This is a genomic window from Nonomuraea glycinis (assembly GCF_014646515.1).
Lineage (GTDB): Bacteria > Actinomycetota > Actinomycetes > Streptosporangiales > Streptosporangiaceae > Nonomuraea > Nonomuraea glycinis.
In genome coordinates, this window is record NZ_BMNK01000019.1 from 130,847 (window position 1) to 149,779 (window position 18,933).

The window sequence follows — 18,933 nt, forward strand, 5'->3', positions numbered from 1 at the left end:
ATATGCACGATCAGGCAGGAGCCGGGGAGCCGGACAACTTCCAGCGTCTGTGGACCCCGCATCGGATGGCCTACATCAAGGGCGAGAACAAGCCGACGGGGTCGGGGCCGGAGGACGGCTGCCCGTTCGACGCGATCCCCAAGATGAGCGACGAGGACGGCCTGGTCGTCGCCAGGGGCGAGGTGGTCTACGCGGTGCTCAACCTCTACCCCTACAACTCCGGCCACCTGATGGTCGTGCCCTACCGCCACGTGTCGGACTACGACGAGCTCGACGGCGCGGAGCTCTGCGAGCTGGGGGAGTTCACCCAGCGGTCGGTGCGGGCGCTGCGCGCGGCCAGTGGCGCGCAGGGCTTCAACGTCGGCATGAACCTCGGCCATGTGGCGGGCGCGGGCATCGCCGCCCACCTGCATCAGCACATCGTGCCGAGGTGGGGCGGCGACACCAACTTCATGCCGGTGGTCGCGCAGACCAAGGTGCTGCCGCAGCTGCTGCGCGACACGCGGCAACTGCTCGCCGACACCTGGCGGTGACCGGGCGGGCCGATCAGGGCGACTTCACCTTGATCTTGACCGCCTTGCTCTCGTGGTGCAGGCGGTCCAGCGCCGTCACCAGGTAGGTGCCGGGGGACTTGGCGGTGAACGCCGGGTCGGACACCACGGCGACCAGGTTGCGGGCGTCGGTGGTGTGGCAGTCCTTGCCGGACTTCGGCACCTGGTAGACGGCGTACGAGCGCGCTCCCGCCGTGGCGGGCCACGACACGGCCATGCCCGCGGCCTTGACGCCCGACGGCGCGGCCGGGGCCTGGCCGCCGCGCTCCTTCATGAGGGGGAGCAGGGCCGGGCGGCCGTAGTGCGCCTTGGCGACCCGGTCGATGGCGCCCAGCGGGTTGGTCAGCAGTTGCTTGCCGCTGAAGTAGACGTCGCCGTCGATCTGCTTGTGCTTGCGGTTGAGCGTCAGGTGAGCCGGCAGCTCGCCCGGCTTGGTCCAGGCGGCCTCGTCCTTGGCGCCGACCCGGTAGAGGGCCTGGCCGATGTAGAGGTGGACGTCGGTCCCCTTGACGGCCTCGGCCCACCAGGGAGCGAGTGCCTGGTAGCTGGCCGTCTTGTGGCCGCGCGACCAGTAGAGCTGGGGCATCACGTAGTCGACGGTGCCGGCCTTGATCCAGGCGCGGGCGTCGGCGTAGATGGCGTCGTAGGCGGACATGCCGCCGGTGTCGGAGCCACTCGGGTCGTTGGACTTGTTGCGCCAGATGCCGAACGGGCTGACGCCGAACTTGACGTGCCCCTTGGTGGCGTGGACGGCCTTGTCGACCTCGGCGATGAGCTTGTTGACGTTCTGGCGGCGCCAGTCGGCCAGCTTCTTGCCCTTGCCATACTTTGTAAAGGCGGCGGCGTCGTCGAACGTGGCGCCCTGCGCCGGGTAGGGATAGAAGTAGTCGTCGAAGTGCACGCCGTCGATGTCGTACCTCTTCACGACGTCGGTGACGACCTTGATGACATGGTCGCGGACCTGCGGCAGGCCGGGGTTGAAATAGACGCGGTCGCCGTATTTGACGGTCCAGTCCGGGTGCCGGCGCGCGGGGTGGTTCGACGGAAGCTTGGAGACGTCCGCGTCGTAGGAGGCGCGGTACGGGTTGAACCAGGCGTGGAACTCCATACCCCGCTTGCGCGACTCCTGGATGAGGAACGGCAGCGGGTCCCAGCCCGGGTCCTTGCCCGCGGTGCCGGTGAGGAAGCGCGACCACGGCTCGATCGACGACTTGTAGATCGCGTCGGCGGCCGGCCGGACCTGCACGAAGACCGCGTTGAGCCGGCGTTGGGCGGCGGCGTCGAGCAACTTGACGTACTCGGCCTTCTGGCGCTCGACCGCCAGGCCCGTACGGGAGGGCCAGTCGATGTTCTGGACGGTGGCGATCCACACCCCGCGCAGTTGTCGTTTGGGGTATCGGGCGTCGGCCGTGCAGGCGGCGGTCTCCACCGTCTCGGTCGTCTTCTTCTTGGCCGCGGTGGCCGCCGTGCTCTGGTCAGCTCCGGGGCCGAAGGCGTAGGCGGCACTGGTGGAGACGATCGCGAGGGCGGCAACGGCTAGGAGTGGGCGTCCGGTTCGCATAATGCCACCCAGTGTGACATCAGGTCCGGCATGCTCTGTACGGAAAAAGGAAATCGATTTGTGATGCTCCTGTGATGAAACGGTAGGCGTGGGCCGGGAGGGATGACCCTCCCGGCCCCCTGCTCACTCCGTCTCCGCCACCTTGCCCGCCAGATGCTGCGGCAGCGGCTCGTAGCGCAGGAACGCGCGGTGGAAGCTCCCGGTGCCGTGCGACATGGACCGCAGGTCGATCGCGTAGCGGGTGAGCTCCAGCTCCGGCACCTCGGCCTTGACCAGGGTGCGTCCGGTGCCGACCGGCTCGGTGCCCAGCACCCGCCCGCGGCGCGCGGACAGGTCGGACATCACCGCACCGACGTGGTCGTCGGCGACCAGCACCGACAGCTCGTCCACCGGCTCCAGCAGCAGCGTCGACACCTTGGAGGCGGCCTCCTTCAGCGCGAGCTGGCCGGCGATCTGGAAGGCCATGTCGGAGGAGTCCACCGAGTGCGCCTTGCCGTCGTACAGGGTGACGCGCACGTCCACCATCGGGTAGCCGGCGACGACGCCCCGCTCCATCTGCGCCCGTACGCCCTTCTCCACCGACGGGATGAACTGCCTGGGCACCACGCCGCCGACGATCTTGTCGACGAACTGGAACCCGCCGCCGGACGGCAGCGGCTCGACCTCGAGGTGGCAGATGGCGTACTGGCCGTGGCCGCCGGTCTGCTTGACGTTGCGGCCCATCGCCTGGCACTTGCCGCCGAACGTCTCGCGCAGCGGCACCCGCAGCTCGACCCGCTCGACCTCGACGCCGTGGCGCTTGGACAGGCGGTCCAGCAGCACGTCGGTGTGGGCCTCGCCCATGCACCACAGCACGAGCTGGCGGGTCTCGGGGTTGTTCTCCAGGCGCAGGGTCGGATCCTCGGCCACCAGCCGGCCCAGCGCCTGGGAGAGCTTGTCCTCGTCGGCCTTGGACTTGGCGCGGATCGCGATCGGCAGCAGCGGCTCCGGCATGCTCCAGGGGGTTATCAGCAGGGGCCGGTCGACGTCGGAGAGCGTGTCGCCGGTCTCGGCCCTGGACAGCTTGGCGACGGCGATGATGTCGCCGGCCACGCCCTTGGCCGCACCGCGCTGCTGCTTGCCCAGGGGGCAGGTCAAGGCGCCGATGCGCTCGTCGAGGTCATGGTCCTCGTGCCCGCGGTCGGCCAGGCCGTGCCCGGAGACGTGCACGGTCATGTCGGGCCGCAGGGTGCCGGAGAAGATGCGGACCAGGCTGATACGGCCCACGTACGGGTCGCTGGTGGTCTTGACGACCTCGGCGACCAGCGGGCCCTCGGCGTCGCAGGAGATGCCCTGGACCGGCTTGCCGTCGAGGGTGGTGATCTCGGGCATCGGGTGTTCGAGCGGTGCGGGGAACCCCTGGGCGATGAGCTCCAGCAGCTCGGTCGCGCCGACGCCGAGCCCGCTGCAGAGCACGGGGTAGAAGCTGCCCCGGGCGACGGCCTTCTCCAGATCGTCGATGAGGACGGCGGTGTCGATCTCCTCCCCTTCGAGGTAGCGCTCCATGAGCGACTCGTCCTCGCTCTCCTGGATGATCCCTTCGAGCAGGACGCCGCGATGCTCCTCGATCTGGGCCTGATATTCCGTCCCCGGGTCCTTCTCGGTGCGGGAGCCGGTGGCGTAGTTGTAGAACTTCTGCGTCAGCAGCCCGATCAGGCCGTTCACATGCCCGTTGGTGATCACTGGCAGGTAGAGGGGGGCGACCCCGTCGCCGAAGGCGTCCTGGCAGGTGGCCAGCACCTCGTCGAAGTCCGCCCGCTGGTGGTCGATCTTGGTGATCACGACGGCTCTGGGCATGCCGACCTGGGCGCACTCCTCCCACAGCATCCGCGTCAGGCCGTCGACGCCGTCGCAGGCGGACACGACGAACAGGGCGGCGTCGGCGGCGCGCAGCCCGGCGCGCAGGTCGCCCACGAAGTCGGCGTAGCCGGGAGTGTCCAGGAGATTGATCTTGATACCGGTGTACGTGAGCGGCGCCAGGGTGAGGTTGACCGAGCGCTGCTGGCGGACCTCGACCTCGTCGAAGTCGCTGACGGTGTTGCCGTCCTCCACCCGGCCGGTGCGCTGGATCGTGCCGGTGGCGGCCAGGAGCTGCTCGACCAGGGTGGTCTTGCCCGATCCTGAGTGGCCGACCAGGACGACATTGCGTATCGCGTCCGCCCTGTCGGCCGCTGGTGCCCTGCCCGCGGCTCCCATGGCACCGGTTGCGTGCTTCTCCGCCACATCCGCCTCCCGCGTCGTCGTTGTGCGTGCCAACGCCGCGCCCGCACGGAGGGGATCAGGACCGCATGGACGCGGTGTGTTCACCAAATACCCCTGTGGCGGATATCACAAGAGGGGTGAAGCAAAGAAAGTGGTCGGCCGCCGGATGGCCTACGATCGACAGCGCGATGCTGAAACTCCTGCGCCCGGCCATGACCCGGATACTCACCCCCCTGGGCAGGGCCCTGGTCCGCCGTGGGATCGGCCCGAACGCCGTCACCGCGATCGGCACCCTGGGCACCGTGGTCTCCGCCCTGCTCTTCTTCCCGTTGGGACAGCTGCCCGTGGGCGCTGTCGTGATCACTGTCTTCGTGCTGTTCGACCTGCTCGACGGCCTGGTGGCGCGGATGGGCGGGGGAGGGGGCAGCACCTGGGGGGCGTTCCTGGACTCCACGCTCGACCGGGTGGCGGACGCCGCCATCTTCGCCGGGCTGATCCTCTACTTCGTGTCCACCGGTGACGCGCTGCTGACCGCGGTGACGCTGTTCTGCCTGGTGGCCGGCCTGCTGGTGTCCTACGCGAAGGCGCGGGCCGAAGGGCTCGGGCTGACCTGCGACGTGGGCCTGGCCGAGCGGCCGGAGCGGCTGGTGGTGGTGCTGGTCGCCGCCTGCTTCGGCGGGCTGGGTGTGCCCTACATCCTGGCGGCCGGCATGTGGTTGCTCGCGGCGGCCAGTGCCGTCACCGTTGTGCAGCGTGTGGTCCATGTCTATCGGCAGACGAGGGAGCGATGAGCGACAAGCCGTCAGTCACCGATCGCGTCGTGGCCGCGGGGTTCGCGGCCGGTTGGACGCTGGTCCCGCTGCTGCCCGAGCGGCCGACCGCCGCGGCGTTCCGGTTCATGGCCGATCGGGTGTGGCGCAAGGGCGGCAAGTCCGTGCGCCGGCTGGAGACCAACCTCGCCAGGGTGACCGGGCTGGACCCCGGCAGCCATGAGCTCCGCGAGCTGAGCAAAGCCGGCATGCGCTCGTACTTCCGTTATTTTCATGAGATTTTCCGGTTGCCGAAGATGGCCACCGAGGAGGTCGTCCGGCGCACCCACGTGATCGGCGCCGAGCACGTGCACGACAACGTGGCCGCGGGCCGCGGCGTGGTGCTCGCGCTGCCGCACATGGGCAACTGGGACCAGGCGGGAGCCTGGCTGGTGGGGGTGGGGCATCCGTTCACCACGGTCGCCGAGCGCCTCAAGCCGGAGTCGCTGTTCCACCGCTATGTGCGCTTCCGTGAGGGTCTCGGCATGGAGGTGCTGCCGCTGACCGGCGGCGACGGGCACAACTTCGGCACGCTGGCCACCCGCGTGCGCAAGGGCGGCGTGGTCTGCCTGCCGGCCGAGCGTGACCTCACCAAGAGCGGCATCGAGGTGGAGTTCTTCGGCGCGACCACCAAGGTGCCCGCCGGGCCGCCGCTGCTGGCCGTGCAGACGGGCGCGGCGCTGCTGCCGGCCACCGTCTACTTCGTCGGCGACGACTGGGGCATCCACATCCACGAGGAGATCCCGGTCCCGGCCGAGGGCACCCGCCAGGAGAAGGTGGCGGCCGTGGCGCAGGGGATGGCCGGCGTGTTCGAGAAGGGCATCGCCGAGCACCCGGAGGACTGGCACATGCTGCAGCGGCTGTGGCTGGAGGATCTGCGCCCATGAAGGTCGGCATCGTCTGCCCGTATTCGTGGGACATGCCGGGCGGCGTCAAGCAGCACGTCGACGACCTGGCCCAGGCGCTGATCGCGCACGGGCACGACGTCTCGGTGATCGCGCCGGCCAGCGAGGACGACGAGCTGCCTCCTTACGTGACCGGAGCCGGCCGGGCGGTGCCGGTGCCCTACAACGGGTCGGTGGCCCGGATGTCGTTCGGGTTCATCTCGGCGGCGCGGGTGCGGCGCTGGGTGCGCGACGGCGGCTTCGACGTGCTGCACATCCATGAGCCGCTGGTGCCGAGCCTGGGCGTGCTGGCCTGCTGGGCGGCCAAGGGGCCGATCGTGGCGACCTTCCACGCCTCGTGGGTGCGCTCGCGGGCGATCGCGATGGCCGAGCCGTTACTGCGCAGCGCGCTGGAGAAGCTGAGCGGGCGCATCGCGGTCTCCGACGCGGCCAGGAAGAGCCTGGTCGAGCAGTTCGGCGGCGACAGCGTGCTGATCCCCAACGGGGTGACGGTCGGCCGCTACACCAAGGCCGAGCCGCTCGACGGCTGGGGAGCCGACGGCGCGACGATCGGCTTCCTGGGCCGGATGGACGAGGAGCGCAAGGGCCTGCCGATCCTGCTGGAGGCGTTCAAACTGCTGGCCGCCGACCGGCCGGAGCTGAAGCTGCTGATCGCCGGGCCCGGTGACGCCAAGGACGTCTACGACCGGGTGCCCAAGCGGTTCCACGACCGGGTCACGGTGCTCGGCATGGTGAGCGAGGCCGACAAGATCCGCGCCTACCATTCGGTCGACGTCTTCTGCGCGCCCAACACGCGGGGCGAGAGCTTCGGCATCGTGCTGGCCGAGGCGATGGCCTCCGGCGCCACGGTGCTGGCCAGTGACATCCCCGCGTTCCGGCGGGTGCTCGGCGACGGTCAGGCGGGCGCGCTGTTCGCCAACGGCGACGCCGCGTCGCTCGCCCGCGAGGCGGGGGCGCTGCTCGACGCGCCCGAGCGGCGGGCCGAACTGGCGGAGGAGGCGCTGATCGCGGTCATGAAGTACGACTGGTCGACGGTGGCGCGTGACGTGGTGCGGGTGTATGAGACCGTGACGGCCGGTGGCGCCGGGCGGGTGGAGGAAGACCTGTGACATCCACCATGATCTTCCTGATCGTGGGCATCGTCGTGGTGCTCACGGCCGTCTACATCTCCTGGCGGGCGGGCCGCCTGGACCGGCTGCACATCCGCCTGGAGCTGGCCCGGGAGGCGCTGGAGGCGGCGCTGGTGCGGCGCCGGGCGGTGGTGCTGGAGCTGGCGGGCTCGCGGCTGCTCGACCCGGCCACCTCGCTGGTGCTCGCGGCGGCGGCGCACGAGGCCAGAATGGCGGGGCCGGAGGAGCGCGAGCACGCCGAGAGCGACCTGTCGGGCGCCCTGCGCGCGGCGGTGGACCAGGAGCGGTTCCGGGAGAAGCTGTCGGAGTCCCCAGGCGGGCAGGACCTCCTGGAGGAGCTCGACGCGGCCGTGGCCAAGGTCGTCTACTCGCGCCGCTTCTACAACAACGCGGTGGGGGTCACCCGTACGGCGCAGCGCCGCTGGCTGGCCCGGACGCTGCGGCTGGCCGGGCACACCGACTATCCCCAATTCTTCGAGATTGATGACAATCCGCCCGCGGCCATGGCAACTGAATGACCTCAATTTGGATGGACCGGTAGGCTTCCTTCCGTTCTGGGCAAAAGCGGAGGAGTGGACACGTGCGGCTACCCCGGATGATCACGGTGACACTTGCCGGAGTGGCTATCTTGATACCCACTGCGGCCTGCTCGTCCGACGAGCCCGCCGCAGGTCAGGCACCAGAGGCCAGCGTCTCCACCGGCCCGATCGAGGAGCCGGCGCCGGAGAAACTCCATCCCTTCACCGGCGAGCCCTTCGACGCGGCCAAACGCGTGATCGCCGTGAAGATCGAGAACACCGCGGCGGGCAAGCCGCAACTCGGGCTCAAGAGCGCCGACATCGTCTACATCGAGCAGGTCGAGGCCGGCCTGACCCGCCTGATGGCGATCTTCTCCTCGAAGATCCCGCCCAAGGTGGGCCCGGTCCGCAGCGCCCGTATCTCCGACCTGCACATCGCGCCGATGTTCGGCAAGCCCGCGTTCGCCTACTCCGGCGCGCAGACCAAGATGCTGCCGTTCATCGCCGAGGCGTCGCTGTTCGACGTCTCCGACAGCCGGGCGCCGGGCGCCTACTTCCGCCAGCCCGGCCGCTTCGCCCCTTACAACCTGTTCGCCAACACCAAGAAGCTGCTGTCGGCCGCGCCCAAGGCGACCAAGGCCAAGGATGTGGGCTTCACCTTCGGCGACGCGCCGGCCGAGGGCGGGATCGAGCGTAAGTCGTACACGGTCAAATGGCCCGCCGCGCGCTTCACCTTCGCCTGGTCCGACGCCAAGAAGCAGTGGCTGATCTGGCAGGACGGCAAGAAGGACATGGCCGCCGAGGGCGGCCAGCTCGGCGCGCCCACGATCGTCGTCCAGTACACCAAGACCGAGCGCTCGGAGTTCCACGACAGCAACCAGAGCTACACGCCCCTCGTGCACACCACCGGCAAGGGCTCGGCGATCGTGCTGCGCGACGGCATGGCGTACAAGGCGAAGTGGGAGCGGGAATCCGAGGACGGGGGCACGACGTTCACCACAACGAGCGGCGAGCCACTGAACTTCGCTCCCGGCCAGGTCTGGGTGGCGCTCGCCAGCCGCAAGCCCGTGATTCCTTGACGTACGAAATTCTCCGCCATCGCTGACATGGTGATATGCGGGGAAAGAGTGCTTCAGGACCTACGATGGGTTTGATAACTTACCGTCCCCCCAGAGCTCGTGAAGGAAGACCGTGTCCAGCAGCACGCCCGAAACCGCTTCAACCACCGGCCCCGTCACCGGCACCGCCCGGGTCAAGCGAGGCATGGCCGAGATGCTCAAGGGCGGCGTCATCATGGACGTCGTCACCGCCGAGCAGGCCAAGATCGCCGAGGATGCCGGGGCGGTCGCCGTCATGGCTCTGGAGCGCGTGCCCGCCGACATCCGCGCGCAGGGCGGCGTCTCCAGGATGAGCGACCCGGACATGATCGACGGCATCGTCTCCGCCGTCTCGATCCCCGTCATGGCCAAGGCCCGCATCGGGCACTTCGTCGAGGCCCGCGTCCTGCAGGCGCTCGGCGTCGACTACGTCGACGAGTCCGAGGTGCTCACCCCGGCCGACTACGCCAACCACATCGACAAGTGGCAGTTCACGGTGCCCTTCGTCTGCGGCGCGACCAACCTGGGTGAGGCGCTGCGCCGCATCACCGAGGGCGCGGCCATGATCCGCTCCAAGGGCGAGGCCGGCACCGGCGACGTCTCCAACGCCGTCACGCACATGCGCACCATCCGCGCCGAGCTCAAGCGCCTGTCCTCGCTGCCCGAGGACGAGCTGTACGTCGCGGCCAAGGAGTTGCAGGCGCCTTACGAGCTGGTCGCCGAGGTGGCCCGGGCCGGCAAGCTGCCGGTCGTGCTGTTCACCGCGGGCGGCATCGCCACCCCGGCCGACGCCGCGATGATGATGCACCTGGGCGCCGAGGGCGTGTTCGTCGGCTCCGGCATCTTCAAGTCCGGTGACCCGGCCAAGCGTGCCGCCGCCATCGTCAAGGCCACCACCTTCTACGACGACCCGGACGTCATCGCCAAGGTCTCGCGCGGCCTGGGCGAGGCCATGGTCGGCATCAACGTCGACGAGATCCCGCAGCCGCACCGCCTGGCTGAGCGCGGCTGGTGATCGGCACGTCACGTTCGGCATGTTCACGTCGGCACGTTCACGTCGGCGCGTCAGGTCGGCATGTTCACGTCGGCGCGTCACGTCGGTGCTGCCGTCCCGCCGGATGACATGATCGTCCGTGGCGGGCGGCCGAGCCGCCCCTGACGGGGCGTCGCGACGTGACGGTAGGAAATTTCCGATTAAGGCGACATCCGTGAAGGATGTCGCCTTTTTCGTGTTGTGTGGAGTTCACTGCGTGGTCATCATGCCGAGTCAGGCTGTCGGTCGTCCCCGGCCTTGATCGTCCCAGGAGCACCCATGCCCGAGCTCAACCGCCGGCACTTCCTCGTCACCGGATTAGCCGCAGGCGCCGCCGCGACCGTCCCCGCCGGCGCCGCGCACGCCGACCCCGACCCCGCCGCCGAGAGTGCCCAGAGCCTGGCCTCGCGCGGGTTGCGCGCCGACCCCTTCACCCTCGGCGTCGCCTCCGGAGACCCGGACCACCGCGGCTTCGTCCTGTGGACCAGGCTGGCCCAGCAGCCGCTGGCCGAGGACGGCCTCGGCGGCATGCCGCAGCGCCCGTTCCCGGTGCTCTGGCAGATCTACGCCGACGAACGCTGCCGCCGCCTGGTCCGCTCCGGGGTGGTCACGGCCGCGCCCCAGTGGGGCCACAGCGTGCACGTCGAGGTGGATCACCTGGAGGCGGGCCGCCCGTACTGGTACCGCTTCCGCGTCGGCCCGTACCTCTCGCCGGTCGGCCGGGCGCTGACCGCGCCGCACCCCCGCTCGTACGGCGGCCCGCTGGCCATGGCCTTCGTCTCGTGCGCGCAGTACGAGCACGGTTACTTCACCTCCTACCGCAGGCTGGCGGAGGAGCACCCGGACCTCGTCCTGCACCTGGGCGACTACACCTACGAGTACACCAAGAACACCTACACCAGCCCCGGCGGCAATGTCCGCCACCACGAGGGGCCGGAGACCGAGACGCTGGCCAACTACCGCCAGCGCCACGCCCAGTACAAATCCGACCCCGACCTGCAGGCCGCGCACGCCGCCGCGCCCTGGCTGGTCGTGTGGGACGACCACGAGCTCGATAACAACTGGGCCGACGAGGTGCCGGAGAAGCCCGAGGTGCCCCAGCCGGACTTCCTGTCCCGGCGCGAGGCCGCCTTCCGCGCCTACTACGAGAACATGCCGCTGCGCCGCACCTCCATCCCGCGCGGCATCGACATGCAGCTCTACCGGCGCGTCCAGTGGGGCAGGACCGCCACCTTCCACATGCTCGACACCCGCCAGTACCGCGACGACCAGGGCTGCGGCGACGGCTACCGGGACTGCCCGGCCGCCGTCGACCCCGCCCGGTCGATCACCGGGGCCGAGCAGGAGGCGTGGCTGCTCGACGGCTTCCGCCGCTCGCGGGCCCAGTGGGACATCATCGGCCAGCAGGTCTTCTTCGCCCAGCGTGACAACAACGCCGGCCCCGCGAAGATCACCAGCCAGGACGCCTGGGACGGCTACGTCGCCTCCCGCCGCCGCATCACCCAGGGCTGGATCGACGCCGAGGTGCGCAACCCCGTCGTGCTCACCGGCGACGTGCACGCGCACTGGGCCGCCGACCTCAAGCTCGACTACGACGACCCCACCGGCCCGTCGGTCGGCTCGGAGCTGGTGGCGACCTCGATCTCCACCGGCGGCGACGGCGGCGACTCCGACCCGGCCGCCCACCCGTTCCTGGAGATCAACCCGCATCTGAAGTTCTACAACAACCAGCGCGGCTACGTGCTGACGAAGATCGACCGTGACCTGCTCACCGCCGACTTCAAGGTGCTGCCCCAGGTGCGCGAGCCCGGTGCGGCGGTGCACACCAAGGCCACCTACGTGATCGAGGACCGGGTGCCGGGCGTGCGGCAGACCTACCTGCGCCCGGTGGACCCGGCGCTGCGCCTGCGCATGGAGATGACCGTGGAGGAGACCGTCCGCCTGGAGACCGAGCGTCCCTGACCCCGGACGACGGCGAGGCGGCATCCGGACGGGTGCCGCCTTTCCGGCCTTCCCGCGGGTCTGCTTTCCGGCTTTCCTGCGGGTCTGGAGGAAGATGTCGGGCGGACGTGGTGTTGAATCGACTGCACCCGGAACCTGACGGAAGGATGAACGTTGCCCGCGATCGGTGTACTCGCGCTGCAGGGAGACGTGCGCGAGCATGTGCGCATGCTCCAGGAGGCAGGCGCCTCGGCCATGGCCATCCGCCGGCCCGGCGAGCTCGACGCGGTCGATGGGCTGGTCATCCCCGGCGGCGAGTCGACCACCATGGGAAAACTCGCCGAGGCCTTCGACATGCTCCAGCCACTGCGCATGCGGATCAAGGAGGGCATGCCCGCCTACGGATCCTGCGCCGGCATGATCATGCTGGCCGACCGGATCGAGGACGGCGCCGCCGGTCAGCAGACCCTCGGCGGCATCGACATGGTCGTCCGGCGCAACGCCTTCGGCCGCCAGATCGACTCCTTCGAGGCCGATCTCGACTTCGCCGGCTCGCCGCTGCACGCCGTGTTCATCCGCGCGCCGTGGGTCGAATCGGTCGGCGCGGACGTCGATGTGCTGGGCACCGCCGAGCCTGGCGATAGGATCGTCGCGGTCCGCCAAGGATCTCTGCTCGCGACCTCGTTCCATCCGGAGCTGACCGGGGACCCGCGAGTGCACCGTTACTTCGTAGAGATGGTTGTCAACACAGTGAGGGATCAGTAGCCAATGTCCGGCCACTCCAAATGGGCGACGACGAAGCACAAGAAGGCCGTGGTCGATGCCAAGCGCGGCAAGCTGTTCGCGAAGCTCATCAAGAACATCGAGGTGGCGGCCCGGACCGGTGGCCCTGATCCGGATGCCAACCCGACCCTCTTCGACGCCATCTTCAAGGCCAAGAAGAGCTCCGTGCCCAACGACAACATCGAGCGGGCCCGCAAGCGCGGCGGCGGCCTGGAGGCCGGCGGCGCCGACTGGCAGACCATCACCTACGAGGGCTACGCGCCCGGCGGCGTCGCGGTGCTCATCGAGTGCCTGACCGACAACCGCAACCGCGCGGCCTCGGAGGTGCGCGTCGCGCTCACCCGCAACGGCGGCTCACTGGCCGACCCGGGCTCGGTGTCCTACATGTTCAACCGCAAGGGCGTCGTGCTCGTGCCCAAGGGCGGCCTCGACGAGGACACCGTCCTGATGGCCGTGCTGGAGGCGGGCGCCGAGGAGGTCAACGACCTCGGCGACTCCTTCGAGGTCGTCTCCGAGGCCGGTGACATGGTGCCGGTCCGCAAGGCGCTGCAGGACGCCGGCATCGACTACGACTCGGCCGAGTCCAGCTTCCTGCCGACGATGAGCGTGCCGCTGGACGAGGAAGCGGCCCGCAAGGTGTTCCGCCTCATCGACGCGCTCGAGGACAGCGACGACGTCCAGAACGTGTGGGCCAACTTCGACGTGTCGGACGAGGTCATGGAGAAGCTCGACGTCTGACGCCTCCAGACGCTCCTCAGAGCGCCGGTACGGCGAGCGTGGGCCCATGCCGGTGATCAAGTCCTTCGCTGCGGTGCAGGGCTGATCTGGCGGCATCTGAGCGGTTTCATCGCTCCCGTTCTCCAGTTGGCCGGGCGCGTGGAAGTCGGCGTAAGGTCGGGCGTCGTGACCTCCCGCACCGCACCTCAGACCCCACCGCCGGCGCTCGGCTGGCTGCTCCTCATGCCGGCCGTGTTCGGCATGCTGATCACGCTGGTCCTGCCCACCGTGCAGACGATCGCGTTCAGCTTCAGGTCGGGCGGGCTCGTCGGCCCGTCTGAGTCGGCGGGGCTGAAGAACTACGACACGATCCTGGGCGCGACCGGCTCGTTATGGCCCGCGCTGGGCTTCACCCTGTCGCTCACGATCATGCCGCTGCTGGTCGCCCTGGTGGTCGGCCCGCTGCTGGCACTGGCGCTCGACCGGGCGGGCGCCTGGCCCCGGCGAGCCGGCCGGATCCTGCTGGCGCTGTCCCTGGTGACCTTCTCGCCGGCCGCCGTGGCCGTGTCCTGGCTGCGCGGGCTCGACCCCGCCGCGGACGGCCTGGCCACGATGGTGCGCGCGTTCACCGACCCGGCGACGGCCCCCGGCACCTTCAGGCTGGTCGTGGCCGCCGCGACGTTCGGCCTGGTGTGCGCCCTGGCCGTGCCGGCGTTCCTGCCCGCGCTGCGCGGCGGCACCGTGACCGGGGCCATGGTCGCGGTGGCGGGCGTCGTCGTGCTGGCCGCCGTCGCCGCCGGCCTGCAGACGTTCACCCTGAGCCAGGCGCTCACCCGCGGCGGCCCGCTCGACTCGACGATGACGATCGCGCTGCTGCAGTACACCGTCGTCTTCCAGATGGCCCGGCTCGGCGTGGGCGCGGCCATCGCGACCGCGACGGGGGTGATCCTCGGCGTGCTGGGCCTCGCCACCGCGCTCATCGTGGTGCTCAGCGGCCTGCGCATCGCCGTCACCGCACCACCCGCGACGGACGAGCCGTCGCCGTACGACCAGCCGCCGCCCCCCGGCTGGGCACCGCCCGCGACGAACGAGACCTCGCCGTACGGTCAGCCGCTGCCTCCCGGCGGTGCACCGCGCGCGACGGACAAGGCACCGCTGTACGGTCAGCCGCCGCCTCCCGGCGGTGCACCGCGCGCGACGGACAAGGCACCGCTGTACGGTCAGCCGCCGCCTCCCGGCGGTCGCGCGCGGCGGCCCTCCGTCGTGGCCGTCGTGGTCGGGGTGGTGGCCCTGCTGGTCGTCACCGTGATCGCGGTGATCCTGGCCTGGCCCTGGCTGTCGGCCCTGTTCACGCCCGCCGGGCCGGCCGCCCCGGCGCCTTCCGGGCTGCGCGTCCAGCTGAACACGTGGGTGCCCGCGCTGGTGGGCGCCCTGGTCTCCGTCGGCGTCGCCTACCTGGGGGCGCTCGGCATCGGCGGCCTGCGCCCGCTGGGCCGGCACAGCGAGTGGCTGCTGCTCCCGTTCGCCCCGTGGCTGCTGGTCGGCGCGGGCCCGCTGAGCGTCGCCAACTGGAACAACCTGCGCGGCCTCGGCCTGATCGACACCTTCGTGGCGCTGATCCCGCCGCTGCTGATCAGCGTGCCCGCGCTGTTCGTCCTGACCCTGCTGTGCAAGGGCCTGGTCATGCGGACCGACCGGGACTTCCTGAGCGGCGTGGTCCTGCCCTCGCTGCCCATGGCGGGCATCCTGGCCGGCGCGGTGACGCTGGTGAACGCCCAGGACCTGCTCTGGCCGCTGCTGGTGGCGCAGGACAGAGAGCTGGCCACCGCTCCCGTCGCCCAGGTGCTGCCGCTGAGCGGGTTCGGCGGCGGGGTCGTCGAGGTGGGCGTCACCACCCCGCTGCTCGTGGTCGGGCTCGCGCTCGCCGTCGCGGTCGCCGCGCAGCTGCTCTACCTGGACCGCCTGGCCATCACGGTGGGCGGCGATACCCGGTCGCGCGTGCCCGCGCCACCTGCGTAAGTTGGTTCCTTGTGGATATCCGTGACCTGACGGCCGACGATCTGGACGCCGTACTCGACATTCGCAAGCGCTCCTTCGGCCTGCTGGCGGTCGCCGACGCGCAGACCTGGCGCGCGTCGGTGCTGCCCACGCTGGCGCAGGGCCGCTACCTGGGCGCCTTCGACGGCGACCGGCTGGTCGCGACCGCGCGGCTGCGGTCGTTCACCCAGTGGTGGCACGGCAGGCCGCAGCCGATGGCGGGCGTGGCGGGTGTCACCGTCAGCCCCGAGGACCGGGGGCGCGGCCTCGGCACCACGATCATGCGCGCGGCCGTGGCGCGGGCCGGGTCGTTCGGCGACGCCGTGTCAGCGCTGTTCCCGGCCACCACGCCGATCTACCGCTCGCTCGGCTTCGAGCACGCCGGGGCTCGCTACCAGGTGAGCCTCCCGGCCGCGGCGCTGCGCGCCGTCGTGCCGTCGCAGCAGGTCAAGCTGCGCAGGATGGGCCCGGGCGACGCCGCGGAGGTGGTCTCCGTGCTGCACCGGGTGCACGCCGCGACCCGCGCCAGCGGGCCGATGTCCTGGGACGAGGACACCTGGCGGCTCTGGCTCGACGACAAGGACGACTTCCTCTACCTGGCGGAGGACGGCTTTCTCGTCTACCGCTGGGACGGCTCCGACATGGAGGTGGACAACCTCGTCGCGGGCTCCGCGGAGACCGCCAGGGCGCTGTGGTCGGTCGTCGGCAGCTCCTCCTCGATCGCCGAGCGGGTCACCGCCACCGTCGCCCCCGACGACCCGGTGCTGTGGCTGCTGCGCGAGCGGACCAAGGAGCGGATCACCCGGGATCCGTGGATGTTCCGCGTGCTCGACGTGGCCGAGGCCGTGCGCCGCCGGGGCTATCCGGCGGTCCTGACCGCGACCGCGGTCGTCCAGGTGAACGATCCGCTGGTGGAGGGCAACACCGGCCGGTGGCGGCTGGAGTTCGCCGAGGGCGCGGGCGTCGCGACCGCCCTGGAGACGGCGGCGGCCGGGCCGGTGCTCAGCGTCAACGCCATCTCCGCGCTCTACGCCGGGATTCCCACCGCCACGCTGCGCGGCAGCGGGCTCATGTCGGGCGACGAGCGCTATGACGAGGTGCTCGACGCCGCCTTCGCCGCCCGGCCGTACATGCTCGACCACTTCTGACGGGCGTTTCCCGATGCGAGAGCGGGCGGGCAGGGGTAGAGTCTCGTGCCGAACAGGTGTTCGGCGGGCGCGGGGAGGCATGCGGGTGCGGGTGATGGGCGTCGATCCAGGACTGACCCGGTGCGGCCTCGGCGCCGTCGAGGGGCGCCCCGGCGCGCCGCTCAGCCTGGTGGCCGTCGGAGTGATCCGCACCGGCGCCGACGAGGAGCTCGGCGCCCGGCTGGTCGGCATCGAGGCCGGCATCGAGCAGTGGCTCGACGAGGTGCGGCCCGACGCGGTCGCGGTGGAGCGGGTCTTCAGCCAGCACAACGTGCGCACCGTGATGGGCACCGCGCAGGCCGCCGGCATCGCCGTCCTGTGCGCCGCCCGGCGCGGCCTGCCGGTCGCGCTGCACACGCCCTCCGAGGTCAAGGCGGCCGTCACCGGCAGCGGCACCGCCGACAAGAAGCAGATCGGCGCCATGGTGACCCGGCTGCTGCGGCTGACCGAGATGCCCAAGCCCGCCGACGCCGCCGACGCCCTGGCGCTGGCCATCTGCCACGTCTGGCGCGGCGGCGTCCAGCACCGCCTGGCCGAGGCGGTGGCCCGCGCCAAGGCGGGCGCGGCGCCGGCCCGCTCACGAAAGGACCCGCGGCCGTGATCGCGTCGGTGACCGGACGGGTGGCCGCGATCGCCCCTGACGGGGTGGTCGTCGAGGTCGGCGGAGTCGGCCTGCTGACCCACTGCACCCCCGGCACGCTCGCCACGCTCAAGGTGGGGGAGCAGGCGCGCCTGGCCACCAGCCTGGTGGTGCGCGAGGAGTCGCTCACGCTCTACGGCTTCGCCACCGACGACGAGCGGACCGTGTTCGAGCTGCTGCAGACCGCCAGCGGCGTCGGCCCCAAGCTGGCCCTGGCCATGCTCGCCGTGCACTCGCCCCAAGCCCTGCGGGTGGCCGTCGCCGCCGCCGACCTCAAGGCGCTCACCCGGGTGCCCGGCATCGGCCAGAAGGGCGCCCAGCGCATCGTGCTGGAGCTCAAGGACCGCCTCGGCACGCCGGAGGAGGCCGTCAACGCCGCGCTCAACGGCGGCCGGCGGGTCGCCCTCTGGCGGGACCAGGTGCACTCCGGGCTGGTGGGTCTCGGCTACTCCGCAAAGGACGCCGACGAGGCGATCGCCGAGGTCGAGCCGGAGGCCGAGGCCGATCTGGCCGCCGGTCGCCAGCCTCAGGTGGCGAGCTTGCTGAAGTCAGCGCTGCGGGCGCTGAGCGTCCGATGAGCTACGAGCGCGAGCTGGTCTCGCCGGCCGCCGAGGGCGACGACGCGCAGATCGAGGCCGCCCTGCGGCCCAAGCGGCTGGCGGAGTTCATCGGCCAGGCGCGGGTGCGTGAGCAGCTCTCGCTGGTCCTGGAGAGCGCGCTGCGACGGCAGCGACCACCCGACCACGTGCTGATGAACGGCTCCCCGGGGCTCGGCAAGACCACCCTCGCCATGATCATCGCAGCCGAGCTGGGGGCGCCGCTGCGCATCACCTCGGGACCGGCCCTGGAGCGCGCCGGCGACCTGGCCGCCATCCTGTCCACGCTGGCCGAGGGCGAGGTGCTGTTCATCGACGAGATCCATCGGATGGCCAGGCCCGCCGAGGAGATGCTCTACCTCGCGATGGAGGACTTCAGGGTCGACATCGTCGTCGGCAAGGGGCCGGGCGCCACCGCGATCCCGCTCGAGATCGCGCCGTTCACCCTGGTGGGCGCCACCACCAGGGCGGGGCTGCTGCCCGCGCCGCTGCGCGACAGGTTCGGCTTCACCGCGCACATGGACTTCTACGACGTGGCGGAGCTCGAGCAGGTGCTGGAGCGCTCGGCCAGACTGCTCGGCGTGACGCTGCCCGCGGAGGGTGCGCACGAGGTCGCCAGGCGCTCGCGCGGCACGCCCCGGATCGCCAACCGGCTGCTGCGCCGGGTGCGCGACTTCGCCGATGTACGCGCCGATGGCCTGATAAATCGTGAAATTGCATCGGCGGCGCTCAATCTTTATGAAGTCGACGCCGAAGGGCTCGATCGGCTCGATCGGGCGGTGCTCGACGCCCTGCTGCGCAAGTTCGGCGGCGGCCCCGTCGGCCTGTCCACCCTGGCCGTCGCCGTGGGGGAGGAGCCGGAGACCGTCGAGGTGGTGGCCGAGCCGTTCCTGGTGCGTCAGGGCCTGCTCGCGCGCACCCCGCGCGGCCGGGTCGCGACCGCCGCGGCGTGGGCGCACCTGGGTATGACGGCGCCCCCGGATGCGTTCGGAGCTACACTTTTCGACTGATTACAGAATGGTTGCAACCATTTCAAATCGGGAACTTCCCCGCGCGCCGGAACGCTGCTTCGTTGCCGCGTTTCGCAACAACCGCCTACACTCCGTGCCTTGGCTGGCTGTGTAGGCTGACGGGCTGAGCGGCGCGGCCCGAAGCAACGCACGGAATTTCCGGCGCGAGGCCGGTGT

At 70.8% G+C, this 18,933-nt stretch carries 17 protein-coding genes; 15 read left to right on the forward strand and 2 right to left on the reverse strand.

Translation table 11 applies throughout. The features are described 5' to 3' along the window. Nucleotides 1-2 precede the first annotated feature (2 nt). On the forward strand, nucleotides 3-533 hold the full coding sequence (locus tag IEY87_RS38120) for an HIT family protein (protein ID WP_308113006.1): 531 nt from the start codon (nucleotides 3-5) through the stop codon (nucleotides 531-533). A gap of 13 nt (nucleotides 534-546) precedes the next feature. On the opposite strand, the gene IEY87_RS38125 is transcribed toward IEY87_RS38120, so the two are convergent. Together IEY87_RS38125 and IEY87_RS38130 are read right to left on the reverse strand one after the other, a co-directional pair. Then, a complete protein-coding gene (locus tag IEY87_RS38125; RefSeq protein WP_189143715.1) occupies nucleotides 547-2,112 on the reverse strand; it encodes a glycoside hydrolase family 10-like protein in 1,566 nt (521 codons plus the stop codon). A 123-nt stretch (nucleotides 2,113-2,235) separates the two neighbouring features. Beyond that, nucleotides 2,236-4,374: an elongation factor G-like protein EF-G2 gene (locus tag IEY87_RS38130; RefSeq protein ID WP_189143716.1), complete on the reverse strand. Its 2,139-nt coding sequence runs from the start codon at nucleotides 4,372-4,374 to the stop codon at nucleotides 2,236-2,238. Nucleotides 4,375-4,541: 167 nt separating this feature from the next. On the opposite strand from IEY87_RS38130, the gene pgsA reads away from it, so the two are divergent. The 14 genes from pgsA (at nucleotide 4,542) to ruvB (ending at nucleotide 18,756) form a co-directional block, all read left to right on the forward strand. Beyond that, nucleotides 4,542-5,144 (forward strand): phosphatidylinositol phosphate synthase, encoded by a 603-nt coding sequence (gene pgsA, locus IEY87_RS38135; RefSeq protein WP_189143717.1) that lies wholly within the window; start codon nucleotides 4,542-4,544, stop codon nucleotides 5,142-5,144. Then, a complete protein-coding gene (locus IEY87_RS38140) occupies nucleotides 5,141-6,049 on the forward strand; it encodes a phosphatidylinositol mannoside acyltransferase (protein ID WP_189143718.1) in 909 nt (302 codons plus the stop codon). Before pgsA ends, IEY87_RS38140 begins: the two co-directional genes overlap by 4 nt. Then, nucleotides 6,046-7,176 (forward strand): glycosyltransferase family 4 protein, encoded by a 1,131-nt coding sequence (locus tag IEY87_RS38145; protein ID WP_189143719.1) that lies wholly within the window; start codon nucleotides 6,046-6,048, stop codon nucleotides 7,174-7,176. Before IEY87_RS38140 ends, IEY87_RS38145 begins: the two co-directional genes overlap by 4 nt. Beyond that, nucleotides 7,173-7,715: a LemA family protein gene (locus IEY87_RS38150; RefSeq protein ID WP_189143720.1), complete on the forward strand. Its 543-nt coding sequence runs from the start codon at nucleotides 7,173-7,175 to the stop codon at nucleotides 7,713-7,715. Before IEY87_RS38145 ends, IEY87_RS38150 begins: the two co-directional genes overlap by 4 nt. Before the next feature lie 101 nt (nucleotides 7,716-7,816). Beyond that, on the forward strand, nucleotides 7,817-8,794 hold the full coding sequence (locus IEY87_RS38155) for a DUF3048 domain-containing protein (RefSeq protein WP_225278005.1): 978 nt from the start codon (nucleotides 7,817-7,819) through the stop codon (nucleotides 8,792-8,794). A 112-nt stretch (nucleotides 8,795-8,906) separates the two neighbouring features. Beyond that, nucleotides 8,907-9,827 (forward strand): pyridoxal 5'-phosphate synthase lyase subunit PdxS, encoded by a 921-nt coding sequence (pdxS, locus tag IEY87_RS38160; protein ID WP_189143721.1) that lies wholly within the window; start codon nucleotides 8,907-8,909, stop codon nucleotides 9,825-9,827. 297 nt (nucleotides 9,828-10,124) lie between these two features. Further along, entirely contained in the window at nucleotides 10,125-11,807 is a 1,683-nt protein-coding gene (locus tag IEY87_RS38165; RefSeq protein WP_189143722.1) for an alkaline phosphatase D family protein, read from the forward strand. Between the two features lie 153 nt (nucleotides 11,808-11,960). Then, entirely contained in the window at nucleotides 11,961-12,551 is a 591-nt protein-coding gene (gene pdxT / locus IEY87_RS38170) for a pyridoxal 5'-phosphate synthase glutaminase subunit PdxT (RefSeq protein WP_189143723.1), read from the forward strand. A 3-nt stretch (nucleotides 12,552-12,554) separates the two neighbouring features. Further along, entirely contained in the window at nucleotides 12,555-13,307 is a 753-nt protein-coding gene (locus IEY87_RS38175; RefSeq protein ID WP_189143724.1) for a YebC/PmpR family DNA-binding transcriptional regulator, read from the forward strand. 165 nt (nucleotides 13,308-13,472) lie between these two features. Next, nucleotides 13,473-15,305, forward strand: a complete 1,833-nt coding sequence (locus IEY87_RS38180) for a carbohydrate ABC transporter permease (RefSeq protein ID WP_189143725.1) — start codon at nucleotides 13,473-13,475, stop codon at nucleotides 15,303-15,305. 11 nt (nucleotides 15,306-15,316) lie between these two features. Then, complete coding sequence (locus tag IEY87_RS38185) at nucleotides 15,317-16,471, forward strand: GNAT family N-acetyltransferase (protein WP_225278006.1); 1,155 nt, start codon at nucleotides 15,317-15,319, stop codon at nucleotides 16,469-16,471. An 85-nt stretch (nucleotides 16,472-16,556) separates the two neighbouring features. After that, nucleotides 16,557-17,111 carry a crossover junction endodeoxyribonuclease RuvC gene (gene ruvC / locus IEY87_RS38190; protein ID WP_189143783.1) on the forward strand — a complete coding sequence of 185 codons (555 nt, stop codon included), beginning with the start codon at nucleotides 16,557-16,559 and terminating at the stop codon, nucleotides 17,109-17,111. Next, nucleotides 17,108-17,728: a Holliday junction branch migration protein RuvA gene (gene ruvA / locus IEY87_RS38195; protein WP_189143726.1), complete on the forward strand. Its 621-nt coding sequence runs from the start codon at nucleotides 17,108-17,110 to the stop codon at nucleotides 17,726-17,728. The genes ruvC and ruvA overlap by 4 nt, the downstream gene beginning before the upstream one ends. After that, nucleotides 17,725-18,756, forward strand: coding sequence for a Holliday junction branch migration DNA helicase RuvB (gene ruvB, locus IEY87_RS38200; protein WP_189143727.1), 1,032 nt, complete (start codon nucleotides 17,725-17,727; stop codon nucleotides 18,754-18,756). Before ruvA ends, ruvB begins: the two co-directional genes overlap by 4 nt. Nucleotides 18,757-18,933: the final 177 nt, after the last annotated feature.